Source organism: Actinoplanes palleronii (assembly GCF_016862315.1).
Taxonomy (GTDB): domain Bacteria; phylum Actinomycetota; class Actinomycetes; order Mycobacteriales; family Micromonosporaceae; genus Actinoplanes; species Actinoplanes palleronii.
The window spans coordinates 124003-150116 of record NZ_BOMS01000053.1 but is presented as its reverse complement, the minus strand read 5'-3'; the positions used below and the strand labels follow the sequence as shown (position 1 = coordinate 150116).

The following is a 26114-nucleotide window of genomic DNA, read 5'->3' as shown; positions in this document are numbered from 1 at the left end:
GGAAACGGCTGCGAAACAGTCTACGGACCTAGAAGAGCTCGGCCGGGTCCACCTGGATGCGCACCGCGACCGCCGCTTTACGCGCGCTGCGCACGCCGGCCGCCACGTGCAGGGCGTGCGCCAGCTCGGCGGCCCGGGAACGGGACACCCGCAACAGCATCCGTTCCTGCTCCTCGCCGGCCGGGACCGGGCCCAGCTGCTCGGTGCCGTCCGGCAGGTCGGCGATGGTCAGCAGGTCGGCGACGGCCGGCGCCGGACCGGTGACACTGGCCATCCGGGCCGCCGGCGGGAAGCCGAGCTCGCGGCGTTCGGCCAGCTCACGGGCGGCGAACCAGCCGGGATCCCAGCGCAGCAGGGCCTGCACCGGCGCCAGCGAACCGTCCGCGACCACGATCACCCGGCCACCCTCGGAACCCGGCCGGGCCAGCGCGGACGCGTTCAGCCAGCGCCGCATGGTCTCCTCGGCGGCGCGCAGGTCGGCCCGGCTGAGCAGCGCCCAGGTGTCCAGCAGCAGCACCGCGCCGAAGCCGCCCTCGGCCACCGGCTCGGCACCCGGGGTGGCCACCACGATGGCCGCCTCCCCCGGAACCGTGTCCAAGATCTCGTCTCGCCCGGACGTGCGCACCGGCACACCCGGGAACGCCCGGCCCAGCTCCTCGGCCGTGCGCTTCGCGCCGATCACCGACGCGCGCAGCCGGCGCTCGCCGCAGGCCGGGCACTGGTAGGCCGGGAACGACCGCCCGCACCACAGGCAGACCGGCACATCGCGGGCGTTCTGCAGCGCCAGCGGCCCGGAGCACTCCGGGCAGCGCGCCGGGGTGCGGCACTCGGCGCAGGCCACCGACGGCAGATAGCCCCGCCGCGGCACCTGGACCAGCACCGGCAGGCCGGCCTGCAGCGCCTGCTTGGCGGTCTGCCAGGCCAGGCTGGGCAGCCGGGCGACCACCGCGCCGGCGTCCCGGGCCAGCTGCGGGTCGTCCCCGGTCGGCGAGATCGCCGGCTGGCGCCGCCGCAGCAGACCGCGCTCCGCGACGATCTCCTTGGCCCACCCGGTCTCCAGCAGGAGCTGACCCTCCCCGGTCCGGGCGAAACCGCCGACCAGCGCCGCGCAGTCGGCCAGTTGGGCGCGGGTGAGCAGCACGTCGCGCGCGTGCGGATAGGGCGACCGGGGCTCGGCGTGCAGGTCGTCGCCGTCGTCCCAGATCACCACCAGGCCCAGGTCGGCGGCCGGCGCCCACATCGCGGCCCGGGTGCCGACGACCACCGGGACCTGGTGCCGGCTCGCGGCCAGGAACCGCCGGTAGCGCTCGGCCGGGCCCAGCGCCGCGTTCAGCGCGACGTGCCGGCCCGGGCCGAGCACCGCGCCGAGCGACCGGTCGACCCGGTCCAGGTCGCGCGCGTCGGCGACGACGATGACCACGCCGCGGCCGCCGGTCACGGTGGCCGCGGCCGCCTCGGCGATGCGCAGCGACCAGTCCTCCCCCGGCAGCGCCGACCAGACGGCGCGGGCGGGACGGCCGGCTTCGAGCGCTTTCAGATATGCCGGGCCGGTCGGATAGGAATCCCAGCCGCCGGGCACGGGCGCCTGGAACGCCCGCTGGACAGCGGGCTCGGCGGGCTCGGCGGGCTCGGCCGGTGCGTCACCTTTCGCCTTGGCGGGCGGGGACTCCACCCGGGCGTGGCGTGGCGGGATCGCCAGGCGCAGCACGTCGTTGAGGCTGCCCGCATAACGATCGGCGACCGCCCGGGCCAGCCGGGCGACCTCCGGATCGAGCACCCGCTCCGGGGAGACCACCTTCTCCAGGTAGGCCAGCTTGCCCTGGTGCTCGGAGGCCTCGGCCCGCTCCAGCAGGAACCCGCCGACCAGCTGACCGGCGAACCGCACCTTGACCCGCACCCCGGGCTGCGCGGCCACGTCGTCGGCGCCGGCGACCAGATAGTCGAACGGACGATCCAGGTGCGGCAACGGGACGTCGACACACACCCGGGCCACCGGCAGACGCTCCGCCGGTTCCCGTTCCGCTCGCACACCCTTGGTCGCCATCGTCGAACATTCTGCCCGCACCCACCGACAAGACCCGCACCGTCACGCCAAGGCTGTGGACAAGACGACTCAGTGGGCCAGGCAGCTGACCGTCTCGGTGCCCAGGTCGATCTCGACGATGTCCGGGAAGCGCAGCCCCGCCCAGAACCGCGCCGGGTCCGGGTCCAGCCGGTACCGGCTCGCCATCCACACCGTCGGTGCCAGCCCGTGCGTACCGATGACCAGCGTCTGCCCGCGCTCGCTGGCCGCCGCCGCGTGCCGGACCACCGCCGCGTCGAAACGCTCGACCACCCGCTCGCGGGACTCCCAGCCGTCCGGGCACTCGCCACCCGCGTAGGCCAGCGCCGCGCCGCGATAGTCCGCGTCGGTGAGCCAGACGTGCGGCCGGTGCACCTCGGTCAGGTCGTCGTCGGTCACCACCCGCTGCGCCCCGGCGATCTCCTGCATGGTCTGCGCGGCCTTCGGCTCGGTGCTGGCCACGTAATACGCCGGATGCTTCACGTGCAGCCGGATCAGCCGGGCCGCGACCCGGCTCTCCTGCGCGAGTTGCCACTGCTCGGCGGGCACTCCGGGATCGACCGCGGGCATCGCGTGCCGGACCAGGAACAGCCGTTCACCTTGGACAGCCGTCATCGCGACAGAGTAGCCGCCCGAACCTCCGAAGACTCCCATGCGAACAATCACGCAAAAGATCCACCACCGGATCACCACGATCGATCGATCCCCGGCCGCTTTCGGCAAACCCCGATGGGGTACGACGGAGCCGGCGCCGCAGCAAGCACCGCCCCGAGCGACGCGAAACGGCCGGCGACCCCGGGTGGGGTGCCGGCCGTCCGAAAAGCGAAAACCCTCAGGAAGCGGCGTTCTTCAGGTCCTGCGCGCGGTCGGTGCTCTCCCAGCGCAGGTCCGGCAGCTCGCGGCCGAAGTGGCCGTACGCCGCGGTCTGCTGGTAGATCGGCCGCAGCAGGTCCAGGTCCCGGATGATCGCGGCCGGACGCAGGTCGAAGACCTCCCGGATGGCCTTCTCGATCCGCTCGACCGGCACGTTCTCGGTGCCGAACGTCTCCACGAACAGCGACACCGGGTGCGCCTTGCCGATCGCGTACGCGACCTGGGTCTCGCACCGCTCGGCCAGACCCGCCGCGACCACGTTCTTGGCCACCCAGCGCATCGCGTACGCCGCGGACCGGTCCACCTTCGACGGGTCCTTGCCGGAGAACGCCCCACCACCGTGCCGGGCATACCCGCCGTACGTGTCCACGATGATCTTGCGGCCGGTCAGACCCGCGTCACCCATCGGGCCACCGATCTCGAACCGACCGGTCGGGTTCACCAGCAGCCGGTAGTCCTTCGTGTCGATACCCAGGCCCTCGAGCTCCGGCGCGATCACGTGGTCCCGGATGTCCGGGGTCAGCAGCGACTCCAGGGAGATGTCCGCGGCGTGCTGGGTCGACACCACCACGGTGTCCAGCCGGACCGGGCGCAGACCGTCGTACTCGATGGTCACCTGGGTCTTGCCGTCCGGACGCAGGTACGGAATCGTTCCGTCCTTGCGCACCGCGGACAACCGGCGCGCCAGCCGGTGCGCCAGCGCGATCGGCAGCGGCATCAGCTCAGGCGTCTCCGAGCAGGCGAAGCCGAACATCATGCCTTGGTCGCCGGCGCCCTGCTGGTCGAGGACGTGCTCGGAGTCACCCTCGCGCAGCTCGATCGCGCTGTCCACGCCCTGGGCGATGTCCGGGGACTGCGACCCGATCGACACGCTCACGCCGCAGGACGCACCGTCGAAGCCCTTCTTCGACGAGTCGTAGCCGATCCGCAGGATGGTGTCGCGCACGATGCTGGGGATGTCGGCGTAGGCCTGGGTGGTGACCTCGCCCGCCACGTGCACCTGGCCGGTGGTGATCAGGGTCTCGACCGCGACACGGCTGCGCGGGTCCTGTGCGAGCAGGGCGTCGAGAATCCCGTCGCTGATCTGGTCAGCGATCTTGTCCGGGTGGCCTTCCGTGACCGACTCGGAAGTGAACAGACGGCGTGCCACGGTGCTCCTCAGTTGTCGAATACAGGTTTCGCGGAAGTGTAATCAGGGTGGCCGACGTGGCCTACCTGGGCATCCAGGCGGACCACGACGTGGTCGAAAATCCTATCCGCCACATCGTCTTTAGAGAGTTCCTCGAGTTCGTCGGTGGAACCGTCCGCGCCCAGCACAGTCACGGTGTTCCGGTCCTGGCCGAAGACGCGGTCGACGCCCACCTCGTTAACGACGATCAGGTCCGCCCGTTTTTTGCGCAATTTCGCCCGGGCGTGTTCGAGGGCGTCGTGCGTCTCGGCGGCGAACGCCACGAGCACCTGGCCGGGCCGCTTGGCGGCGCCCAGCTCGGCGGCGATGTCCGGGTTGGTGACCAGGACGATCGGGGCGGGCAGGCCGTCGTCGGTCTTCTTGATCTTCTGCTCGGCGACGGTGGCCGGGCGGAAGTCGGCGGGGGCGGCCGCCATCACGACCACGTCGGCCGAGGCGGCCGCGTCGACGGTCGCCTTACGCAGTTCCTCGGTGGTGCCCACCCGGATCAGATCGGCACCGGCCGGGTCGGGCAGCGCCACGTTCGCCGCGATCAACGTCACTTTCGCGCCGCGGGCCAGGGCCGCGCGGGCCAGGGCGTAACCCTGCTTGCCGGACGAGCGGTTGCCGAGGAACCGGACCGGGTCGAGCGGTTCGCGGGTACCGCCCGCGGTCACCACCACGTGCCGGCCGGCCAGGTCCTGGGCGGCGGCGCGCAGCACGCGCACCGCGTACGAAAAAATCTCCGCAGGATCCGGAAGACGGCCCTTGCCGGTGTCCTTGCCGGTGAGGCGGCCGACGGCCGGCTCGATGACGATCCCGCCCCGGGACCGCAGCGTCGCCACGTTCGCCCTGGTCGCGGCGTTCTCCCACATCTCGGTGTGCATCGCCGGCGCGTAGACCACCGGGCACGTCGCGGTCAGCAGGGTGTTGGTGAGCAGGTCGTCGGCGATGCCGTGCGCGGCCTTGGCCAGGATGTCGGCGGTGGCCGGCGCGACCACGACCAGCTCGGCGGCCCGGCCGATGCGCACGTGCGGCACCTCGTGGACGTCATCCCAGACCTCGGTGGTGACCGGGCGGCCGGAGAGCGCGGCCCAGGTCGGCGCGCCGACGAACTGCAGCGCCGAGGCGGTCGGCACCACCCGCACCCCGTGGCCCGACTCGGTGAACAGCCGCAGCAGCTCACAGGCCTTGTACGCGGCGATCCCGCCGCACACCCCCAGGACGACCTCGGTCACCGCGCCTCACCTCGTAGAAACAAGTCGATCCCGCGCCCATGATGCTGGGACGCGGGATCGCATGATGTGGATCAGGGGTGGTCGGTCGGCTCTGCGGTCAGCAGGCCGGCGTTGATCTCCCGCATCGCGATGGAGAGCGGCTTCTCCTGCGGGGTGGTCTCGACCAGCGGGCCGACGTATTCCAGCAGACCCTCGCCGAGCTGGCTGTAGTAGGCGTTGACCTGGCGGGCGCGCTTGGCCGCGAAGATCACCAGCGAGTACTTCGACGAGGTCTTGTCCAGCAGCTCGTCGATCGGCGGGTTGGTGATGCCCTCGGGGTTGGCGACAGTTCCCACGTTGAGAATTCCTTAATGCTCGTTTGCTGAGGCTGGCCCGAGAAGTGACACGGGCGCTAAGTATGACGAACCGAGCAAGCTTACCAGCTCATCTGCGGCCCGTTCGACGAAGTCGTTCACCACCGTGTTGTCGAACTCGGCTTCCGCGGCGAGCTCCTCGTCCGCGTGGACCAGCCGGCGCCGGATGGTCTCCTCGTCGTCGGTGCCCCGGCCGATCAGCCGGCGCTGGAGTTCTTCGACGCTGGGTGGGGCCAGGAAGACCAGGCGGGCCTCCGGCATGGCGGACCGCACCTGGCGGGCGCCCTGCAGGTCGATCTTCAACAAAACGGGCCGGCCCTGTTGGAGCCAGCCCTCGACCTGCGCGCGGGGCGTCCCGTAGAGGTTGCCCGCGAATTCCGCCCACTCCAGTAGCTGATCACCATCGATCAGGCGCTGGAACTCGGACCGGGTCACGAAGTGATAGTGCTCGCCGTCGGTCTCGTAGTCGCGTTTCTTCCGTGTCGTGACCGACACCGACAACCTGATCCAAGGCGAGCGCGCCCGGATCAGCTCGATCACACTGTCCTTCCCGACCCCGGAAGGGCCGGAAAGAACAGTGAGTCGTGCTGCCGGGCGCGCGTCGTCATCCATGCTCACGGCTCATTCCTACACGAGCCGATGAGTCAGTTCGCAGCGAACTCCCCCAGGAGGGCCTTCCGCTGCTGGTCGCCGAGACCACGGAGCCGACGGCTCTCAGCGATCTTCAGCTTCTCCATGATCTGGGTCGCCCGGATCTTGCCGATGCCCGGCAGCGCCTGAAGCACGGCCGAGACCTTCAGCTTGCCGACGACCTCGTCGCCCTCCGCGCGGTCAAGCACGGCGGCGAGGGTGGTCTTGCCGGACTTGAGCTGTTCCTTCAGCTCAGCCCGAGCCTTGCGAACTTCCGCAGCCTTCTCGAGCGCGGCAGCGCGCTGTTCGGGGCTCAGTGACGGGAGCGGCACCAGTTCTCCTCAGGTCCCTATCGCGGCGGTGGTTCAATACCGGCGCTTCTGTGAAACGTGGTGTGCCAGGGAACCAAAGGGGCATGTGGTTCCCGGCGCCGGGAAAACTAGCGGTCAGCGGCGCTTTCGGCAACGTGGGGGTACCCCGACTCGCACCGCAATACGCAGGCTCTTTCACCCGAGAGCAGTTCGGACGTCCTCCAGAACACGCTCCGCGGCAGCCCGAAGATCGCCGATACCGGGTCCCGCCGACAGAACTTCCCGTGAGTACGAGGGCAACACGTTGTGCAGGCTCTCGCCGAAGACCGCGCGCAGGTCGTCGGGGGTTCCGCCCTGCGCTCCGAGGCCCGGAGCGAGCAGCGGGCCGTTCACCGCGGACAGGTCGTGGCCGGTCTTCCCGATCGTCGCGCCCACCACCAGACCGAAACTTCCGAGCGGGCTCACACCCGCGTTGAGCTGGGAAATCTCATCGATCACGGATTGCGCCACGGTCGTCCCACCAGGACCGACGGCGTGCTGCACCGAGGCGCCCTCCGGGTTGGAAGTCAGCGCGAGAACGAAAATTCCGGCGCCGGTGGCGGTCGCGAGATCGAACGCCGGCCGCAAAGAACCGACGCCGAGATAGGGACTCACAGTAATCGCGTCAGAGCGCAGAGTACTGCCCGAATCGAGATATGCGGCCGCATAAGCGGCCATGGTCGACCCGATGTCGCCCCGCTTCACGTCGAGCAGGACAAGCGCTCCGGCCTCGCGAGACTGTCGGATAGTTGACTCAAGAATAGCGATGCCACGTGACCCAAATCTCTCAAAAAACGCCGACTGCGGCTTCAGAACAGCCACCCGATCGGCCAGCGCCTCGACCACCGTATGGGCGAAGCGTTCCAGGCCGGCGACATCGTCGGAGAGGCCCCAGCGAGCGAGCAGAGCGGCGTGCGGATCGATGCCGACACACAGCGGTCCCCGCTCAGTGATAGCGGCGTGCAGTCGTTCTCCGAAGGTTTCCATGCGGCAGTTCCCTCTCCCGTGTCAGCTAGCCGCCACCGCGGCGGCGATTCCCGCGGTAATGCGGGCCATATCGGCGTCGTCCGTGACGTACGGCGGCATGGTGTAGATCAGGTCCCGGAACGGCCGCAGCCAGACGCCCTCGGCCACCGCGGCCGCCGTCGCCCGCGCCATGTCCACCGGATGGTCCAGCTGGACGACGCCGATGGCGCCCAGGACCCGCACGTCCGCGACCCCTTGCGCGCCGCGGAGCGGTTCCAGGCCGCTTCGCAGAGAGCTTTCGATATCTCGTACGCGGTGAGCCCACCGGCCGTCGCTCAACAACCCGAGCGACGCGCTGGCCACCGCGCAGGCCAGGGGGTTGCCCATGAACGTCGGCCCGTGCATCAGCCCGCCACCCTCGCCGGCCGAGATCGCCGCGGCCACCTCGGGCGTGCAGAGCGTGGCGGCGAGGGTCAGGTAGCCGCCGGTGAGCGCCTTGCCCAGGCACATGATGTCAGGGCTCACGCCGGCGTGGTCGGCGGCGAAGAACCGCCCGGTCCGGCCGAAGCCGGTGGCAATCTCGTCGAAGATCAGGAAGATCCCGTGCTCGGCGGTCACCTCCCGCAGCACGCGCAGGTACTCCGGGTCGTGGAAGCGCATCCCGCCGGCGCCCTGGACCACCGGCTCGACGATCACCGCGGCCAGTTCGCCCTCGTGCCGTTCGATGAGCCTCGTCAAAGAGTCGGCATAACCCTGCTCGAACTCCGCGGGCGGCGGATCCGCGAAGACCTGGGCGGGCAGCACCCCGGTCCAGAGCGCGTGCATGCCGCCCTCCGGGTCGCAGACGCTCATCGGGTGGAACGTGTCGCCGTGGTACCCGCCGCGCCAGGTGGCCAGCTTCTGCCGCCCGGGCCGGCCGAGCGCCCGCTGCGCCTGCAGCGCCATCTTGATCGCCACCTCGACCCCGATCGAGCCGGAGTCGCAGAGGAAGACGTGCTCCAGGCCGGGCGGGGTGAGCTCGACGAGCGTGGCGGCCAGCCGGATCGCCGGCTCGTGGGTCAGCCCGCCGAACATCACGTGGCTCATCCGGCCGGCCTGGTCGGTCAGCGCGGCGTCCAGGACCGGGTGCCGGTACCCGTGCACGGCCGCCCACCAGGACGACATCCCGTCGACCAGCTCCCGGCCGTCGGCCAGCCGCAACCGGACCCCGGCCGCGCTCTGGACCAGATAGGGATCGCTGCGGCCGGGCATCGGGCCGTACGGGTGCCAGACGTGCGCCCGGTCGAGCGCAAGCAGATCGCGCCCGGCCGGGGTCATCGCGCCGCGGCCGCCCGGGACGGACGGGCGCTCTGCGCGACCGCCTTGACCAGGTCCGGCCCCTTGTAGATGAAGCCGGAGTAGAGCTGCACCAGGGTGGCGCCGGCGTCCAGCATCCGGGTGGCGTCGTCGGCGGACAGGATCCCGCCGACCCCGATCACCGGCAGCCGGCCACCGGTCTCGTCGTGCACGAACTGCACCACCGCGCGGGCCCGCTCGGTGAGCGGCTTGCCGGACAGCCCGCCGGTCTCGGTGGCCAGGTGCCGGTCACCCGGAGCGAGATCGTCCCGGGCCAGCGTGGTGTTGGTGGCGATCAGGCCGGCCGCGCCGTGCTCCAGGCAGACCTCGAGCAGCTCGGCGATGGCCGGCTCGGTCAGGTCCGGGGCGATCTTCACGAGCACCGGTACCGGGCCGCTGAGCTCCTTGAGCAGCGTGCTCAGGAAGTCCCGGTCCTGCAGGCTGCGCAGGCCGGGCGTGTTCGGCGAGGAGACGTTCACCGCGATGTAGTCGGCGTACGGGTGCAGCAGCCGGTACGACTCCAGGTAGTCCTCGACCGCCTCGTCCAGCGGGGTGACCTTGGACTTGCCCAGCGAGATGCCGAGCGGCACCCCGATCGGACCCAGCTCCTCCAGCCGCGCGGCCAGGGCGGCCGCGCCGGCGTTGTTGAAGCCCATCCGGTTGATGATCGCCTCGCTCTCGCGGAGGCGGAACAGCCGCGGCCGGTCGTTGCCCGGCTGCGCCTTGGCGGTGACCGTGCCCACCTCGACGAAGCCGAACCCGAGGGCCGGCCAGGCGGGCAGCGCCAGACCGTTCTTGTCCATCCCGGCGGCCAGGCCGACCCGGTTCGGGAACCGGACACCGAACGCCTCGACCGGTGCGGAGAACGCGTACCGGCGGCGCATCACCTCACGGGCGGCCGGCGGCATCGAGGCGAGCCGGTGCAGTGTCCACTCGTGCGCGGTCTCGGCGTCGCCGCCGCCCAGCCGGAACAGCACCGGCCGGACGGCGCGCGCGAACAGACTCATGCGGTGCCCCGCAGCAGCTTGTGCAACTCCTGCAGCGGCCGGACCTGCATGTCGCCGCGCATCAGGGCCTCGATGCCCATCACCGCGGCGGCCACACCGGGCACCGTGGTGATGCACGGGATGTCGGCGGTGACCGCGGCGCTGCGGATCTCGTACCCGTCCTGGCGGGCGCTGGCGCCGGAGCCCTGCGGGGTGTTGATGATCAGGGCGATCTGGCCGGCCAGGATCAGCTCGACGGCGTTCTGCCCCGGGCTCTCGTAGTGCTTCGGCACGACCTCGCAGTCGATGCCGTACCGGCTGAGCACCTCGCCGGTGCCGGCCGTGGTGACGATGGTGAAGCCCAGGTCGGCGAGACGCTTGACCGGGAAGATCATCGCCCGCTTGTCCCGGTTCGCCACCGACACGAAGATCTTGCCGGTGATCGGCAGCGAGCCGTACGCGGCGGCCTGCGACTTGGCGAATGCCTGGCCGAACCCGGCGTCGATGCCCATCACCTCGCCGGTCGACTTCATCTCCGGGCTGAGCAGGCTGTCCATCCCCTTGCCGGTCGGGGTACGGAACCGCTTGAACGGCAGCACCGCCTCCTTGATGGCGATCGGGGCGTGCGGCGGGGTGGAGCCGCCGTCGCGGTCCGCGATCAGCATGCCCTCGGCGCGCAGCTCGGCGATGGTGGCGCCGAGCATGATCCGGGCGGCCGCCTTGGCGAGCTGCACGCCGGTGGCCTTGGAGACGAACGGCACGGTCCGCGAGGCGCGCGGGTTCGCCTCCAGGACGTAGAGGCTCTCGTCCTTGAGCGCGTACTGGACGTTCATCAGGCCGCGCACGCCGATCGACCGGGCCAGCGACTCGGTGTACCGGCGTACCTCGGCGATGTGCGAGGCCGCGAGCGTGATCGGCGGCAGCGAGCAGGCCGAGTCGCCGGAGTGGATGCCGGCCTCCTCGATGTGCTCCATCACGCCGCCCAGGTAGACCTCGCCGGTGGCGTCGCAGAGCGCGTCCACGTCGATCTCGATGGCGTCGTCCAGGAACCGGTCGACGAGCACCGGGTGGTCCGGGGAGATCTCGGTGGCCCGCTCGATGTAGCCGCGCAGGGTGGGCTCGTCGTAGACGATCTCCATGCCCCGGCCACCGAGCACGTAGGACGGCCGGACCAGCACCGGGTAGCCGATCGTGTCGGCGATCGCCTTGGCCTCGGTGAACGAGGTGGCGGTGCCGTGGTCCGGCGAGCGCAGCCCGTTCTCGGCCAGCAGCGTGCCGAACAGCCCGCGGTCCTCGGCCAGGTCGATCGACTCCGGCGAGGTGCCGACGATCGGCAGGCCGGCCGCCTTGAGCCGGTTCGCCAGCCCGAGCGGGGTCTGTCCGCCGAGCTGGACGATCACGCCGACCACACCGGGACCGCCGGCCGCCTTGCCGGAGGTGTCCTCGGCGTGGAACACCTCGAGGACGTCCTCGAAGGTGAGCGGCTCGAAGTAGAGCCGGTCGGCGGTGTCGTAGTCGGTGGAGACCGTCTCCGGGTTGCAGTTGACCATGACGGTCTCGTAGTCGACGGCGCGCAGCGCCATGACCGCGTGCACACACGAGTAGTCGAACTCGATGCCCTGGCCGATCCGGTTCGGGCCGGAGCCCAGGATCAGCACCTTGGGCCGGTCGCTCGGCGCGACCTCGGTCTCCTCGTCGTACGTGGAGTAGTGGTACGGGGTGTCCGCCTGGAACTCGGCCGCGCAGGTGTCCACGGTCTTGTAGACCGGGCGCACGTTGAGCCGGTGCCGCAGCGAGCGGACGCCGTCCTCGCCGGCCAGCTCCGGCCGCAGCGCCGCGAGCTGCTTGTCGGAGAGCCCGGCGCGCTTGGCCTTGCGCAGCAGCTCCTCGTCCAGCACCGGCGCGGCCAGGATCTCGGCGCGCAGGTCGACGAGCGCCTGGATCTCGTCCAGGAACCACGGGTCGATCCGGCCGCTCGCCTGGTGCACCTGCTCGACGGTGGCGCCCAGCCGCAGCGCGGCCTCGACCGTGTAGAGCCGGCCGTCGTGCGGCACCCGCAGCGCGGCCAGGGCCTCGTCCACGTCGGTGAAGGTCGGCGCGGTCCAGAAACCGGCCGCCTTGGTCTCCATCGAGCGCATCGCCTTGTTCAGCGCCTCGGAGAAGTTGCGGCCCAGGCTCATCGCCTCGCCGACCGACTTCATCGTGGTGGTGAGCTCGGGGTCGGCACCGGGGAACTTCTCGAACGCGAACCGCGGGATCTTGACGACCACGTAGTCGAGCGCCGGCTCGAACGCGGCGGGCGTCTTGAGCGTGATGTCGTTCGGGATCTCGTCGAGGGTGTAGCCGATGGCCAGCTTCGCGGCGATCTTGGCGATCGGGAAGCCGGTGGCCTTCGACGCCAGCGCCGACGAGCGGGAGACCCGCGGGTTCATCTCGATCACGATCATCCGGCCGTCGTCCGGGTTGATCGCGAACTGGATGTTGCAGCCGCCGGTGTCCACGCCGACCTCGCGGAGCACCGCGATGCCCAGGTCACGCAGCTTCTGGTACTCACGGTCGGTGAGCGTCATGGCCGGCGCGACGGTGACGCTGTCGCCGGTGTGCACGCCCATCGGGTCGATGTTCTCGATCGAGCAGACCACCACGACGTTGTCGTGCTTGTCGCGCATCAGCTCGAGCTCGTACTCCTTCCAGCCGAGCACGCTCTCCTCGATCAGGACCTCGGTCACCGGGGAGGCGGCCAGGCCGGAGCCGGCGATCCGCTCCAGGTCCGCGTCGTTGTGCGCCATGCCGGAGCCGAGGCCGCCCATGGTGAACGACGGGCGCACCACGACCGGCAGGCCGATCTCGGCGACGGTCGCCCGGACCTCGTCCATCGAGTGACAGACCCGCGAGCGAGGGGTCTCACCGCCGGCCTTCGCGACCACGTCCTTGAACAGCTGCCGGTCCTCACCCTTGCGGATGGCCTCGACGTTGGCGCCGATCAGCTCGACGCCGTACTTCTCCAGCACGCCGTTCTCGTGCAGGGCGATCGCGGTGTTCAGCGCGGTCTGGCCGCCCAGGGTGGCCAGGATCGCGTCCGGGCGCTCCTTCGCGATGACCAGCTCGACGAACTCCGGGGTGATCGGCTCGACGTAGGTGGCGTCGGCGAACTCCGGGTCGGTCATGATCGTGGCCGGGTTGGAGTTGACCAGCGAGACGCGCAGCCCCTCGGCGCGCAGCACCTGGCACGCCTGGGTGCCGGAGTAGTCGAACTCGCAGGCCTGGCCGATGACGATCGGGCCGGAGCCGATCACCATGATGTGCTTGAGATCTTCACGTTTCGGCACGGGGCTCAGCCCTTCTTCTCGACGAGCTCGACGAACCTGTCGAACAGGTAGTCGGCGTCGTGCGGGCCGGCAGCGGCCTCGGGGTGGTACTGGACGGTGAACGCGGGCACCTCGAGGCCGCGCAGGCCCTCGACCACGTTGTCGTTGAGGCAGACGTGCGAGACCTCGACACCACCGAACTCGGTGTCGGTCACCTCGCCGATCGGGGCGTCGACCGCGAAGCCGTGGTTGTGGCTGGTCACCTCGACCTTGCCGGTGGTCTTGTCGAGCACCGGCTGGTTGATGCCGCGGTGGCCGTAGCCGAGCTTGTAGGTGCCGAAGCCGAGTGCGCGGCCGAGGATCTGACTGCCGAAGCAGATGCCGAACAGCGGCACCCGGCGGCGCATCACCTCCTGTGCCAGCGCGACCGGGCCGTCCGCGGTGGCCGGGTCACCCGGGCCGGGCGAGAAGAAGACCGCGTCCGGGCTCACCGACAGCAGCTCCTCGATCGAGGCGGAGGCCGGGAAGACGTGCGTGGTCACGCCGCGGGCGGCAAGCCGGCGGGCGACGTTGCGCTTGATCCCCAGGTCCAGGGCGGCGACCGTGTAGCGGTGCTCGCCGTCGGCCTTGGCGGTGTACCGCTCGCCGGTGCTGACCTGCGCGGAGAGGTCCGCGCCGAGCATCTGCGGCTGGCTGCGGACCCGTTCGGCAAGTGCCGCCGGGTCGAGGTCGAGCGACGAGATGCCGACCCGCATCGCGCCGCGGTCGCGCAGGTGCCGGGTCAGGGCGCGGGTGTCGATGCCGCTGATCCCGACGACACCCTCGGCGGCCAGGCGTTCGCCCAGGTCACCGGTGGCGCGCCAGTTGGACGGGCGGCGGGCCGGGTCGCGGACCACGTAGCCGGCCACCCAGATCCGGTCCGACTCGTCGTCCTCGTCGTTGACGCCGGTGTTGCCGATCTGCGGCGCGGTCTGCACCACGACCTGCCGGTGGAACGACGGGTCGGTCAGCGTCTCCTGGTACCCGGTCATGCCGGTGGTGAACACCGCCTCGCCGAACGTCTCGCCCACGGCGCCGTACGCCGTGCCGGCGAAACTGCGCCCGTCCTCGAGCACCAGAATTGCCTTGGTCACTTCGCTACCTTCCCGTCCAGCACAGTCGCTTCGCCCCGCAGGAAGGTCGCCACGATGCGACCGGGCAGGGTCATCCCCGCGTACGGCGTGTTCCGGCTGCGGCTCGCCAGCCCGGCCGGGTCGACGACCCAGCTGGCCGCCGGGTCCACCAGCGTGAGGTTGGCCGGCGTACCGGCCTGCGTGAGGTCACCGCCGTGCCCGTCCAGCCCGGCGATCCGGGCCGGCGCGATCGACATCCGGTCGGCGATCAGGTCCCACTGCGGGCCGAAGACGCTCAGCACGATCGGCAGGGCGGTCTCCAGGCCGAGCATGCCGGGCCGGGCGTACGACCACTCGCATTCCTTGTCCTGCACCGCGTGCGGGGCGTGATCGGTGGCGACCACGTCGATCACGCCGTCCAGCACCGCCTGGCGCAGCGCGGCGACGTCCGAGGCCGTACGCAAAGGGGGGTTGACCTTGAAAACCGGGTCGTAACCCGCGGCGAGCTCGTCGGTGAGCAGGAGGTGGTGCGGGGTGACCTCGGCGGTCACCCGGACCCCGCGGGCCTTGGCCTGGCGCAGCACCTCGACCGAACCGGCGGTGGAGACGTGGCAGACGTGCAGGCGGCTGCCGACGTGCTCGGCCAGCAGCACGTCCCGGGCGATGATCGCCTCCTCGGCGACCGCGGGCCAGCCGGTCAGCCCGAGCCGGGTGCTGACCTCGCCCTCGTGCATCTGCGCGCCCTCGGTGAGCCGGGGCTCCTCGGCGTGCTGGGCGATCACGCCGTCGAACGCCTTCACGTACTCCAGGGCGCGGCGCATCAGCTTCGGGTCGGCGACGCAGAAACCGTCGTCGGAGAAGATCCGTACGTTCGCGGCCGAGGTGGCCATCGCGCCCAGCTCGGCCATCTGCTTGCCGGCCAGCCCGACCGTGACCGCGCCGATCGGCTGCACGTCGACCAGCCCGGCCTCCCGGCCCAGCCGCCAGACCTGCTCGACCACGCCGGCGGTGTCGGCGACCGGCGAGGTGTTCGCCATCGCGCAGACCGCGGTGTACCCGCCGAGCGCGGCGGCCCGGGATCCGGTCTCGACCGTCTCGGCGTCCTCGCGGCCCGGCTCGCGCAGGTGGGTGTGCACGTCCACCAGGCCGGGGAGCGCGATCAGCCCGGTAGCGTCGACGACTGTCGCACCGTCCACCGGCTTGCCGGAGATAACGCCTTTTTCGATATACAGATCGACCGGCGCGGCGCCGAGGATCGAGACGCCCTTGAGCAGGTACGCCATCACTTGCCTCCCAAAAGCAGGTAGAGGACGGCCATCCGGACGCTGACGCCGTTGGCGACCTGTTCGACGATCGTGGAGCGGGGTGAGTCGGCCACCTCGGGGGCGATCTCCATCCCGCGGTTCATCGGGCCGGGGTGCATGACGATCGCGTGCTCCTGCATCTGCTTCATCCGCCGCAGATCGAGGCCGTAGCGCCGGCTGTACTCCCGGGACGAGGGGAAGTAGGAGTCCTGCATCCGCTCGGTCTGCACCCGCAGCATCATCACCACGTCACTGTCCGGGATGACGCTGTCGAGGTCGTAGCTCACCTTCGTCGATGCGGAGAGCGCCGCCGCGACGTTCAGCGGGATGAGGGTCGGTGGGCCGACGACGGTGACCTGGGCACCCAGCGTGGTGAGCAGCAGCACGTTGGAGCGGGCCACCCGGCTGTGCAGCACGTCGCCGACGATCGCCACCCGCAGCCCGTCGAGACGGCCCAGCCGGGAACGCATCGTGTACGCGTCCAGCAGCGCCTGGGTCGGGTGCTCGTGGGTGCCGTCGCCGGCGTTGACCACCGAGCCCTCCACCCAGTTCGCCAGCCGGTGCGGCGCGCCGCTGGCCGGGTGCCGGATCACCACGGCGTCGGCGCCCATCGCCTGCAGGGTGAGCGCGGTGTCCTTGAGACTCTCGCCCTTGGAGACGCTGGACCCCTTGGCGGAGAAGTTGATGACGTCCGCGGAGAGCCGCTTGGCGGCCGCCTCGAAGGAGATCCGGGTCCGGGTGGAGTCCTCGTAGAAGAGGTTCACCACGGTACGGCCACGCAGCGCGGGCAGCTTCTTGACCTCGCGGCCGGAGAGCGCGGCCATCTCGGCGGCGGTGTCCAGGATCAGGGTGGCGGTCGCGGCGTCCAGGTCGGCCGCGGAGCGCAGGTGCTTGATCATTGGAGGCCCCCGATCAGTTTGACCTCGTCGGCGCCGTCGATCTCGGTGAGCGTCACCTTCACGCTCTCGCTGAGCGCGGTCGGGATGTTCTTGCCGACGTAGTCGGCCCGGATCGGCAACTGCCGGTGACCGCGGTCGACGAGCACGGCGAGCTGCACCGAGCTGGGCCGGCCGAGGTCCTTGAGCGCGTCCAGGGCGGCGCGCACCGAGCGGCCGGAGAACAGCACGTCGTCGACCAGGATCACCCGCAGGCCGTCGATGCCGCCGGGCGGCAGCTCGGTCTTGCCGAGCGCGCGGGTGGCCTGCAGGCGCAGGTCGTCGCGGTAGAGCGTGATGTCCAGCGAGCCGACCGGGACGTCGACGCCTTCGAAGGCGTGGATCCGGGCGGCCAGGCGATGGGCGAGGGGAACGCCGCGGGTGGGGATGCCGAGAAGAACGGTGCCGGTGGCGCCGGAGGTCTTCTCCAGGATCTGATGGGCGATCCGGTCGACGACCCGGGACAGGTCGGACCCCTCGAGAATGATCTTGCTGGGCGCGTCTGCGCGTGGCTGCGCCACGGCGGACCTCCTTCCCCGCCTCACGGGACGGGTCGTTAAAGGATGTCGGGATCGGTCCGGCCCCTGTAGGAACCGGCGCGATGGCTGACGCTACGTTACCAGTGGACCAAGCGCTGACCATGGTGACGTGCCTGACCCACGAACAACCCGGACAAATCCAGCAACTAGGGATACAGCCGGTAACTTTGGAAGGGCCCGCGCGACTCATCGGTAACCAACACTTGACCGGCGGTCGCAAACTCCGTACCGTCACGCAGCGTAGCGATCCGTGAGGAAGAACCCTCCGGGCCGAGCACAGTACTGGGAGTGTCCGAATGCCGTCTGAGTACGCGAAGTCGCTAGGCGCTCGCCTGCGCTCCATCCGCCAGCAGCAGGGCCTGTCCCTGCAAGGCGTCGAAGAGAAGTCCAACGGTCGATGGAAGGCCGTCGTGGTCGGCTCGTACGAGCGTGGCGACCGCGCGGTAACCGTATCGCGTCTGGCCGAACTGGCCGACTTCTACCGAGTACCCGTCTCCGAGCTGCTGCCCGACGGCAGTGGCATCCGCCTCGAGGCGACCAACAAGATCGTGTTGGACCTCGAGAAGCTGTACGACACCACCGGTGAGGACCTCGCCTACGTGGCGCGGTACGCCCGGGCCATCCAGCAGCAGCGCGGCGACTACAACGGCCGGGTCCTCTCGATCCGCGCCGACGACCTGCGTGCCCTCGCCATCGTCTACGACATCTCGCCCTCGGGCTTGATCGAGCGGCTGACCGAGCAGGGTGTTCTGGTCGCCGACCCCCGGGCGTTCTTCGCCAGCTGATTTCCTGGTAGCCGGGTCACTCCGGTACGCAAAAAGAGCCCGCGTCGGCCCCCCAAGATCGACGCGGGCTTCTCCTTATCCTTTTCCGGATGTCCACATTGCGGAACTCTCTTCGGAAAAGTGCAATATCTGAAAAAACGGCCCGGACCAACTGGTCCAGGCCGTTTCCTGCTTTCCGGTGACACTCAGCGCGTGGCGAACGCCGCGATCCGGTCCAGCAGACCGTTGAGGAACCGCGGGCTGTCGTCGGTCGACATCTCCTTCGCCAGCTCCACCGCCTCGGTGATCGCCACCGGGTCGTCGACCTCGGGCTCGTAGAGCAGCTCGTAGACCGCGATCCGCGCCAGGTTCCGGTCAACGGCCGGCATCCGGTCGATCGTCCAGCCCTCGGCGTAGCTCGCGATCAGCTCGTCGACCCGATCGAGGTTCTTGGCGACACCCTCGATCAGGGTGATCGCATACCCGAGGTGCTCGGGGTGCGGCTTGGCGATCCGCTCGAGATAGGTGACGAGCACCTCGCCCGGCGCCAGATTACGCAGGTCAGCCTCGAAGAGGACGTCCAGCGCCCGCTTGCGAGCCTTGCGGCGCGCCAGCCGTTCCTTCTTGGGACCTTCCGCCATCAGCTGCGGCCGAGGTAGCGGCCGTCGCGGGTGTCGACCTTGATCTTCTCACCGGTGGTGATGAAGAGCGGAACCTGAACCGTGGCGCCGGTCTCGACGGTCGCCGGCTTGGTGCCACCGGTCGAGCGGTCGCCCTGCAGGCCCGGCTCGGTGTAGGTGACCTCGAGGAACACGCTGGTCGCCAGCTCGATGTAGAGCGGCACACCCTCGTGCAGCGCGACCGTGGCCTCAGCCTCCGGGAGCAGGTAGTTGGCGTTGTCGCCAACCGTCACACCGGGGACGTGGATCTGGTCGAACGTGTCCAGGTCCATGAAGACGTAGTCGTCGCCGTCCTTGTACAGATACTGCATCGTGCGCTTGTCCACGGTCGCGGTTTCGACCTTGGTGCCCGCGTTGAAGGTCTTGTCGACGACCTTGCCGGACAGCACGTGCTTCAGCGTGGTCCGCACGAAGGCGGGACCCTTACCGGGCTTGACGTGCTGGAACTCAACGACGGACCACAGCTCCTTGTCGAGGTTGAGAACCAGGCCGTTCTTCAGGTCGTTGGTGGAAGCCATGTCCTGCCTTGATCTTGACGCGAATCGGTGACCGAACCACTTTACCGATGATTGGCTGGTGAGGGCGAATCGGGCCTACCGGCAGATGTGTTCCAAAGCCAGCCGGTACCCGTCTATACCGAGCCCCGCGATCACTCCGGTCGCCACCGCCGAGATCACTGAGTGGTGCCGCCACTCCTCCCGCTGATGGATGTTGGAGATGTGCACCTCGACCAGCTTGCCACGCAGCAACGCGCAGGCATCGCGGATCGCGATGTTGTAATGCGTCCAGGCGGCCGGGTTCAGCACCACGTCGGCGCCCTCGTCGACGGCCCGGTGCAGCCACTCGATCATCTGGTGCTCGGCGTTCGTCTGCTCCACCTGGACCGTCACGCCCAGGTCCTCGGCCACGCTCAGGCACATGTCGACCAGGTCCTGGTAGGTCGTCTTGCCGTAGATGTCCGGTTCCCGGGTGCCCAGCCGGTTCAGGTTCGGCCCGTTCAGCACGTAGATCATCGGGCCACCGCCGCGTAGGCCCGCCGCAGCAGGTCGTCGTCCGGCCCGGCCAGGATGCCCGGCTTCGCCAGGCCGTCCAGGACCACGAACCGCAAGGTCGCGGCCCGGGTCTTCTTGTCGACGCGCATCCCGGCCTCGAGGTCGGTCCAGGCATCTTTGTCGTACGACGTGGGCAGGCCGAGCAGTTCGAGGATCCGCCGGTGCCGCGCGGCGGTGTCCTCGTCCAGCCGCCCGGACAACCGGCCCAGCTCGGCCGCGAAGATCATGCCGACGGCGACCGCGTGCCCGTGCTTCCAGGTGTACTTCTCCCGGCGCTCGATGGCGTGACCCAGCGTGTGCCCGTAGTTCAGGATCTCCCGCAGCCCGGACTCCCGCAGGTCCACCCCGACCACGTCGGCCTTCACCTGGATCTTGCGCTCGATCAGCTCCCGCAGCACGTCACTGCGCGGGTCCAGCGCGGCCTTCGGGTCGGCCTCGACCAGCTCCAGGATCCGCGGGTCGGCGATGAACCCGCCCTTGACCACCTCGGCCAGCCCGGCGGCGATGTCCTCGGCCGGCAGCGTGTCCAGCGCGTCCAGGTCACAGAGGACACCGGCGGGCGGGTGGAACGCGCCGACCAGGTTCTTGCCGGCCCCGATGTTCACCGCGGTCTTCCCGCCGACCGCGGCGTCGACCATGCCGGCCACCGATGTGGAGACCGGCACCCAGCGCACCCCGCGCAACCAGGCCGCGGCGACGTAGCCGGCCAGGTCGGTGGTCGCTCCCCCACCGACACCGACAACCACATCGGTACGGGTGAAGCCCGCCGCGCCCAGCTCGTCCCAGCAGTGCGCGGCCACCTCGACGGTCTTGCCCCGCTCGGCGTCCGGCACCTCGATCAGCACCGTCGTGGCCCGTGCCGCCTCGGCCACCGCCGCCGCCCGCTCACGCAGCGTCGGCGGATACAGCACAGCGACCCGCGCGGCCCCCTCGATCAGCTTCGGAAGCTCGTCGTCAAGGCCTCGCCCGACGATCACGTCATACGGACGGTCACCCGCCACCGGAATTCGCGTCACCACAGCGCTGAGCCTATCGGTGCCCCGGCCCGCAGTCGTCGCACACAGCCATCGGTCCGCCAGGTGGGCACCCACCCCAGACGTGTGTGGGGAGTTTGGGCGCGCTCCGCACCCGAACTCCCCACACAACGCTTGCCACAGACGTGTGTGGGGAGTTGCGGTGCGCTCCGCACCCGAACTCCCCACGCAGCGCTGGGAACGGACGTGTCCGGGTCAGCGGAGGAGGGTGGCCACCTCGGCGGCGATCTCGGCGGGGTCGCGGGCGTCGGTGGTGATGGTGTGGGTGGCGATCTCGGTGTAGAGCGGACGGCGCTGCTCCAGCAGGTACTTCATCGTCGCGCGCGGGTTCATGGCCAGCAGGGGGCGGCCGCCGCCGAGGCCTACCCGCTTGATGGCGTCGGAGAGCTCGACCGAGAGGAAGACGACCGTGTGGTCGTGGAGGAGTTTGCGGGTGGCCTCGTCGAGGATGGCGCCGCCGCCCAGGGCCAGGACACCCGGGAACGACGTGAGGGCCTCCGCGACGACCTCGCGTTCCAGGGCGCGGAAGACGGGCTCACCCTCGTCGATGAAGATGTCCGGGATGGGCTTGCCGGCGCGGGCCTCGATGAGGGCGTCGGTGTCGACGAACGTCAGGCCCAGGGCGGCCGCGACGGCCTCGCCGATGGTGGTCTTGCCGGCGCCCGGCGGGCCGACCAGGACTGCGACCGGCGCCATCAGCGGATCACCAGGTTGTCCAGGTAGGACTGCAGGTTGCGGCGGATCTCCGGGACCGAGTCGCCGCCGAACTTCTCGGTGGCGGCCTCGGCCAGGACCAGGGCGACCATCGCCTCGGCGACGACCGCGCCGGCCGGGACCGCGCAGACGTCGGAGCGCTGGTTGATCGCGGTGGTGGCCTCGCCGGTGAGGATGTCGACGGTCTGCAGGGCCCGGTTCAGCGACGAGATCGGCTTCAGGGCGGCGCGGACCCGCAGCGGCTCACCGTTGGTGATGCCGCCCTCGAGGCCGCCGGCGCGGTCGGTGACCCGCTTCACGCCGTCCGGCGTGGGGATGATCTCGTCGTGCGCGACCGAGCCGCGCGAACGGGCCTGGGTGAACCCGTCGCCGATCTCGACGCCCTTGACCGACTGGATGGACATCAGCGCGGTCGCGAGGCGGGCGTCGAGCTTGCGGTCCCACTGCACGTGCGAGCCGAGGCCCGGCGGGACGTGGTAGGCCAGCACCTCGACGATGCCACCGAGCGTGTCGGCGTCCCGCTTGGCGGCGTCGACCTCGGCCACCATCCGGGCGCTGGCCTCCGGGTCGAGGCAGCGCAGCGGGTCGGCGTCGATCCGGTCGGCGTCGTCAGGCGTGGGGATCAGGCCGGACTTGGCGGCGACCGAACCCAGCTCGATCACGTGCGAGACGATCTCGATGCCCAGGGCCTGCTTGATCAGCTGCTTGGCGACCACGCCGACGGCGACCCGGGCCGCGGTCTCCCGGGCGCTGGCGCGCTCCAGGATCGGGCGGGCGTCGGTGTGCCCGTACTTCTGCATGCCGGCCAGGTCGGCGTGACCGGGGCGCGGGCGGGTCAGCGGGGCGTTGCGGGTCTGCGCGGCCAGCACCTCGGGGTCGACCGGATCGGGTGACATCACCGTCTCCCACTTCGGCCACTCGGTGTTGCCGACCCGGATCGCGACCGGGCTGCCCAGGGTCAGGCCGTGCCGGACACCGCCGATGAACTCGACCTCGTCCTGCTCGAACTTCATCCGGGCGCCGCGGCCGTAGCCCAGGCGTCGGCGCACGAGGTCACGGGTGATGTCCGCGCTCGTCACCTCCACCCCGGCGGGAACACCCTCCAGAAGCGCGACGAGAGCCGGACCGTGCGATTCACCTGCAGTAAGCCAGCGCAGCATGGGAGAAGTCTAGATATGCGGCCCGCACGCGCCGACGGGAGGCACGCCGATCCCGCACTCCGGACCGGGAACGACGAGCGGTGCTGGTCACACCTGGTGTGCGCGGACACCGGCCGGACACCGCGCCGCCGTAACTTCGGCGGCGTGACCGCACCCAGCACCGCCGCAGCAGACGCCCCGCCCGAGTCACCGGCCCCGCGTCCCCGGGCCCTGCTCGTCGTGGTGCTCGGGCTGATCACCGCGATCGGGCCGCTCTCGCTCGACATGTACCTGCCGGCGCTGCCGGAGATCACCGCCGAGCTGCGGGTGCCGGCCGGGCAGGTGCAGCTGTCGCTCACCGCGTGCCTGATCGGGCTGGCGCTGGGCCAGTTCGTGTTCGGCCCGCTCAGCGACCGCTGGGGACGGCGGCGACCGGCGCTGCTGGGCGTGCTGGCGTACGCGATCGTCTCGTTCTTGATCGCCCTGGCCCCGACGGCGCCGGTGCTGACCGGCCTCCGCTTCCTGCAGGGGGTTGCCGGTGGGGTCGGCGTCGTGGTGGCCCGGGCGGTGGTCCGCGACCTGAGTTCCGGGGTGGGTGCGGCGCGGCTGTTCGGCACGCTGACGCTGATCTTCGGGGTGGCGCCGATCGCGGCGCCCAGCCTGGGCAGCGCGGTGCTGCGGGCCGCCTCCTGGCAGGGGATCTTCGTGGCGCTCGGCGTGATCGGCCTGCTGCTCACCCTGCTGGTGCTGGTCGGCCTGCCGGAGACGCTGCCGCCGGAGCGGCGCAGCGCGGGCGGGCTGGGTTCGCTGGCCGGCATCGCGCGGACGCTCTTCACCGATCGGGTCTTCCTCGGGTACGCGCTGGCCCAGGCGTTCGCGTTCGCCGCCCTGTTCGCCTACATCTCCGGGTCGAGTTTTGTGCTGCAGGACGGGTACGGCCTGTCCCCCACCGTGTTCAGCCTGCTCTTCGGCGCGAACGCGATCGGCCTGACCGTGCTGAGCCAGGCCAACGGCGCGCTGCTGGGCCGGTGGGGCCTGCGCACCATGCTCGGCACCGGGCTGGTGCTGCTGACCGTCGCGGGCGCGCTGGCCCTGCTCGGCGCCGGGCTGCAGAGCCTGCTGGTGCTCCTCGCGGGGCTGTTCCTGCTGGTCACGGCGATGGGACTGATCCTGCCGAACACTGCCGCCCTGGCCCTGGACCGCTATCCGGCGCACGCCGGGGCGGCCGCCGCGCTGCTCGGCGGGGTCCAGTCGGTGATCGGCGCGGTGGCCGCGCCGCTGGTGGGACTGGGCGCGGCCGGTCACGGCGTACCGATGGCGGTGGTGATTTTCGGTTTTGCCGCAGCGGCCCTGATCGTGACAGCGGTCCTGACCCGCGCGGCCCCCGCCTCGCCGAAAAACTAGGCCGAGCGGGCGCGGACCGCCTCGTCGAGAGCGGCCCGCATCTCCGCCTCCGGGGCGTCGGGCACCCCGGTGAACTGCTCGAACTGGCTCAGCGCCTGGGCCAGCAGCAGGTCCAGCCCGGAGACCACGGCCAGCCCGGCCGCGGACGCCGACGCGGCGAGCGGTGTCGGCCACGGGTCGTAGAGCGCGTCGAAGAGCACCGTCCCGGGCCGCCAGGTGGCCACCGCGGCCAGCTCGTCGGCGGCACCCTTGGGCACCGTGGCGATCACCGCGTCGGCGTCGAACGCGGACGGGGCGTCGGCCCAGGCCACGCCGTCCAGCTTGATGCCGAGCTCGCCGGCGATCGGCTCCAGCTCGTCGCGGGCCTCGGGGCGGCGGGTGATCAGCGTGACCACCTCGGCGCCCAGCTCGGCCGCGGTGGCCAGCGCGGCGCGGGCGGTGCCGCCGTTACCGAGAATGGTCACCCGCGGCGGCGCCTCCGGGACGGCGTGCCGGCCGGTGCCACGGCCCAGACCGGCCTCGCGCAGCACCCGGACCATGCCGGAGATGTCGGTGTTGTCGGCGTGCCAGGCCCCGTCCGGCTGGCGGACCAGAGTGTTCGCGACACCGACGGCGAGCGCGGCCGGTGTCGCCACGGCGGCCAGCTTGAGCGCGGCCTCCTTGAGCGGCATGGTCAGCGACAGGCCGGCCCACTCCGGGCCGAAGCCGGCCACCAGGGCGGGAAGCTCCGACTCGGCGCACTCGATCGCCTCGTAGCTCCAGCCGGTCAGGCCGGCGGCGGCGAACCCGGCACGATGGATCACCGGGGAGAGCGAGTGGGCGATCGGCTTGCCGAGGACGGCCGCCCGTCGCGAGCTGTTCGTCTGCACAGCGGTCCGTCCTTGTCGTCGGCGAAGGGTCGCCGTCGTATTTTACGGAGTCCGCCCACAGGGGACGACGTCAGCAGAGCGGAATGCCGTTCTGGCAGGCGATCAGGACGTTCTTGGCGTGGTCCTCGCCGGTCTTGCCGTAGGCCATCGTCCCGGCCGTGTCGACGCTGATGAAGTAGTAGTACGGGAAGTTGTTCGTCGGGTTCATGGCGCCCTTGATCGCAACCTGGCCGGGGTTGCCGATCGGGCCGGGCGGCAGGCCCTTCTTGTCGTGCGTGTTGTACGGGTTCTTCGGATTGTGCAGATCCGCGTTCGTCAGGTGCTCGGACGCCTTAGAGCCCTTGCCGGTGATCCGCAGCCAGTAGTTGACCGTGCTGTCCAGGCCCAGGCACTTGCAGTCGAAGTCGCCGTACGCCCGGTTGTAGATCACCCGGGACACCTTCGCCATGTCCACGTCCTTGAGCGCCTCGGCCTGCGCGATCGACGCCACGATCAGGGCCTCGTACGGCGTGACCCCGCCCCGCGACTTGCGCACGGTGGCGGCGAACTCCATCTGCTCCATCTGCGTGTTGAAGTTCGCGATGATCGTCTTGAGCACCTCGGTGGCGTCCGCCTTCGGCGACAGCTCGTACGTCGCCGGGTAGAGGAAGCCCTCGATGTCGGTCTTGTCGATCTTCTTGCCGTCGCTGCGGGTGAACCAGGACGCGTCGATCCCGAGCCCGACCGGGTTCTTGCCGGCCTTCTCGAACGCGGCCACCGGGATCTTGGTGGCTTTCGACAGCGCCTGGAAGGTCTGCTGGTAGGTGAGGCCCTCGGGCAGGGTGACCTTGGTGACCCAGCGGCTCTTCGGGTCGAGCAGCAGGGTGAGCGCGTCGCTCGCCTTCATCTCGACCTTGAGCTTGTACCAGCCGGCCTGGATGTTCTTGCTGCGCGCGTTCTCCTTGGCGGCCGCGACGAACGCGTCGGCCGAGGCGACCACCTTCTGACCGACCAGCGTGGTGCCGATCTCGGCGGCCGACTGACCGGTCTTGATCTGCACGATCGCCTCGGCGCCACCGGGACCTGCGTAGTCCTCGTCGGTGAACAGGCCCTTGACCTTGGTGTACCCGTACCACCCGCCCCCGGCCAGCAGGCCGAACAGCAGCAGGGTGAGGAAGAGGGCGATGGCCGAGCGGCCACCCCGCCCGCGTGGGCTCAGCCGTGGCGAATCGGACTTCGCCGGCTGATCCTCTTCCTCCAGTACCGCGTCCAGATCGTCGAGCATGACCGCCTCCGCTACCCGTCCAGCCACCGAGCCCC

25 protein-coding genes are annotated in these 26114 nt (G+C 70.5%); 2 read left to right on the top strand and 23 right to left on the bottom strand.

Annotation, left to right across the window (positions count from 1 at the left end; translation table 11 throughout):
- Positions 1-28 precede the first annotated feature (28 nt).
- The 15 genes from Apa02nite_RS20385 to pyrR all read right to left on the bottom strand — a co-directional run bounded on the left by Apa02nite_RS20385 (position 29) and on the right by pyrR (position 17141).
- The gene (locus Apa02nite_RS20385) at positions 29-2044 is read right to left on the bottom strand and encodes a primosomal protein N' (protein WP_203826373.1); all 2016 of its coding nucleotides are present in this window, start codon (positions 2042-2044) and stop codon (positions 29-31) included.
- Between the two features lie 69 nt (positions 2045-2113).
- Positions 2114-2677, bottom strand: coding sequence for a histidine phosphatase family protein (locus Apa02nite_RS20380; RefSeq protein ID WP_067696584.1), 564 nt, complete (start codon positions 2675-2677; stop codon positions 2114-2116).
- Positions 2678-2894: 217 nt separating this feature from the next.
- Positions 2895-4085 (bottom strand): methionine adenosyltransferase, encoded by a 1191-nt coding sequence (metK, locus tag Apa02nite_RS20375; protein WP_203826372.1) that lies wholly within the window; start codon positions 4083-4085, stop codon positions 2895-2897.
- 8 nt (positions 4086-4093) lie between these two features.
- Entirely contained in the window at positions 4094-5341 is a 1248-nt protein-coding gene (coaBC, locus tag Apa02nite_RS20370; RefSeq protein WP_203826371.1) for a bifunctional phosphopantothenoylcysteine decarboxylase/phosphopantothenate--cysteine ligase CoaBC, read from the bottom strand.
- Positions 5342-5412: 71 nt separating this feature from the next.
- On the bottom strand, positions 5413-5676 hold the full coding sequence (rpoZ, locus tag Apa02nite_RS20365) for a DNA-directed RNA polymerase subunit omega (protein ID WP_067705078.1): 264 nt from the start codon (positions 5674-5676) through the stop codon (positions 5413-5415).
- Between the two features lie 12 nt (positions 5677-5688).
- Positions 5689-6306, bottom strand: a complete 618-nt coding sequence (gene gmk, locus Apa02nite_RS20360; protein ID WP_203826370.1) for a guanylate kinase — start codon at positions 6304-6306, stop codon at positions 5689-5691.
- 32 nt (positions 6307-6338) lie between these two features.
- On the bottom strand, positions 6339-6656 hold the full coding sequence (gene mihF, locus Apa02nite_RS20355; RefSeq protein ID WP_067705076.1) for an integration host factor, actinobacterial type: 318 nt from the start codon (positions 6654-6656) through the stop codon (positions 6339-6341).
- Between the two features lie 174 nt (positions 6657-6830).
- On the bottom strand, positions 6831-7661 hold the full coding sequence (gene pyrF, locus Apa02nite_RS20350; protein WP_203826369.1) for an orotidine-5'-phosphate decarboxylase: 831 nt from the start codon (positions 7659-7661) through the stop codon (positions 6831-6833).
- 21 nt (positions 7662-7682) lie between these two features.
- Positions 7683-8957 (bottom strand): adenosylmethionine--8-amino-7-oxononanoate transaminase, encoded by a 1275-nt coding sequence (locus Apa02nite_RS20345; protein ID WP_203826368.1) that lies wholly within the window; start codon positions 8955-8957, stop codon positions 7683-7685.
- Positions 8954-9982, bottom strand: a complete 1029-nt coding sequence (locus Apa02nite_RS20340) for a quinone-dependent dihydroorotate dehydrogenase (protein ID WP_203826367.1) — start codon at positions 9980-9982, stop codon at positions 8954-8956. The genes Apa02nite_RS20345 and Apa02nite_RS20340 overlap by 4 nt, the downstream gene beginning before the upstream one ends.
- Positions 9979-13290 carry a carbamoyl-phosphate synthase large subunit gene (gene carB, locus Apa02nite_RS20335; protein ID WP_203826366.1) on the bottom strand — a complete coding sequence of 1104 codons (3312 nt, stop codon included), beginning with the start codon at positions 13288-13290 and terminating at the stop codon, positions 9979-9981. Before carB ends, Apa02nite_RS20340 begins: the two co-directional genes overlap by 4 nt.
- A gap of 5 nt (positions 13291-13295) precedes the next feature.
- Positions 13296-14402, bottom strand: coding sequence for a glutamine-hydrolyzing carbamoyl-phosphate synthase small subunit (gene carA / locus Apa02nite_RS20330; protein WP_203826365.1), 1107 nt, complete (start codon positions 14400-14402; stop codon positions 13296-13298).
- Positions 14399-15667, bottom strand: a complete 1269-nt coding sequence (locus Apa02nite_RS20325; RefSeq protein WP_203826364.1) for a dihydroorotase — start codon at positions 15665-15667, stop codon at positions 14399-14401. The genes carA and Apa02nite_RS20325 overlap by 4 nt, the downstream gene beginning before the upstream one ends.
- Positions 15664-16584 (bottom strand): aspartate carbamoyltransferase catalytic subunit, encoded by a 921-nt coding sequence (locus Apa02nite_RS20320; RefSeq protein WP_067705061.1) that lies wholly within the window; start codon positions 16582-16584, stop codon positions 15664-15666. The genes Apa02nite_RS20325 and Apa02nite_RS20320 overlap by 4 nt, the downstream gene beginning before the upstream one ends.
- Complete coding sequence (pyrR, locus tag Apa02nite_RS20315) at positions 16581-17141, bottom strand: bifunctional pyr operon transcriptional regulator/uracil phosphoribosyltransferase PyrR (protein WP_203826363.1); 561 nt, start codon at positions 17139-17141, stop codon at positions 16581-16583. The genes Apa02nite_RS20320 and pyrR overlap by 4 nt, the downstream gene beginning before the upstream one ends.
- 314 nt (positions 17142-17455) lie before the next feature.
- Between pyrR and bldD the strand changes: the two genes are divergently transcribed.
- Complete coding sequence (gene bldD / locus Apa02nite_RS20310; RefSeq protein ID WP_014446326.1) at positions 17456-17944, top strand: transcriptional regulator BldD; 489 nt, start codon at positions 17456-17458, stop codon at positions 17942-17944.
- 185 nt (positions 17945-18129) lie between these two features.
- On the opposite strand, the gene nusB is transcribed toward bldD, so the two are convergent.
- The 6 genes from nusB to aroC form a co-directional block, all read right to left on the bottom strand.
- On the bottom strand, positions 18130-18564 hold the full coding sequence (gene nusB / locus Apa02nite_RS20305) for a transcription antitermination factor NusB (protein WP_067705058.1): 435 nt from the start codon (positions 18562-18564) through the stop codon (positions 18130-18132).
- A complete protein-coding gene (efp, locus tag Apa02nite_RS20300; protein ID WP_067705057.1) occupies positions 18564-19121 on the bottom strand; it encodes an elongation factor P in 558 nt (185 codons plus the stop codon). Before efp ends, nusB begins: the two co-directional genes overlap by 1 nt.
- Before the next feature lie 75 nt (positions 19122-19196).
- Positions 19197-19616, bottom strand: a complete 420-nt coding sequence (gene aroQ, locus Apa02nite_RS20295; RefSeq protein WP_067705050.1) for a type II 3-dehydroquinate dehydratase — start codon at positions 19614-19616, stop codon at positions 19197-19199.
- Positions 19613-20674 carry a 3-dehydroquinate synthase gene (gene aroB, locus Apa02nite_RS20290; RefSeq protein ID WP_203826362.1) on the bottom strand — a complete coding sequence of 354 codons (1062 nt, stop codon included), beginning with the start codon at positions 20672-20674 and terminating at the stop codon, positions 19613-19615. Before aroB ends, aroQ begins: the two co-directional genes overlap by 4 nt.
- A gap of 210 nt (positions 20675-20884) precedes the next feature.
- Positions 20885-21385: a shikimate kinase gene (locus tag Apa02nite_RS20285; RefSeq protein ID WP_203826361.1), complete on the bottom strand. Its 501-nt coding sequence runs from the start codon at positions 21383-21385 to the stop codon at positions 20885-20887.
- Complete coding sequence (aroC, locus tag Apa02nite_RS20280) at positions 21385-22563, bottom strand: chorismate synthase (protein WP_067705032.1); 1179 nt, start codon at positions 22561-22563, stop codon at positions 21385-21387. The genes Apa02nite_RS20285 and aroC overlap by 1 nt, the downstream gene beginning before the upstream one ends.
- Positions 22564-22707: 144 nt before the next feature.
- Between aroC and Apa02nite_RS20275 the strand changes: the two genes are divergently transcribed.
- Positions 22708-23946: a multidrug effflux MFS transporter gene (locus Apa02nite_RS20275; protein WP_239164429.1), complete on the top strand. Its 1239-nt coding sequence runs from the start codon at positions 22708-22710 to the stop codon at positions 23944-23946.
- Here Apa02nite_RS20275 and Apa02nite_RS20270 read toward each other — a convergent pair.
- Both Apa02nite_RS20270 and mltG read right to left on the bottom strand, forming a co-directional pair.
- Positions 23943-24815, bottom strand: a complete 873-nt coding sequence (locus Apa02nite_RS20270) for a shikimate dehydrogenase (RefSeq protein ID WP_067705029.1) — start codon at positions 24813-24815, stop codon at positions 23943-23945. The two genes, Apa02nite_RS20275 and Apa02nite_RS20270, sit on opposite strands and share 4 nt — an antisense overlap.
- Before the next feature lie 70 nt (positions 24816-24885).
- The gene (gene mltG, locus Apa02nite_RS20265) at positions 24886-26079 is read right to left on the bottom strand and encodes an endolytic transglycosylase MltG (protein ID WP_203826359.1); all 1194 of its coding nucleotides are present in this window, start codon (positions 26077-26079) and stop codon (positions 24886-24888) included.
- Positions 26080-26114: the final 35 nt, after the last annotated feature.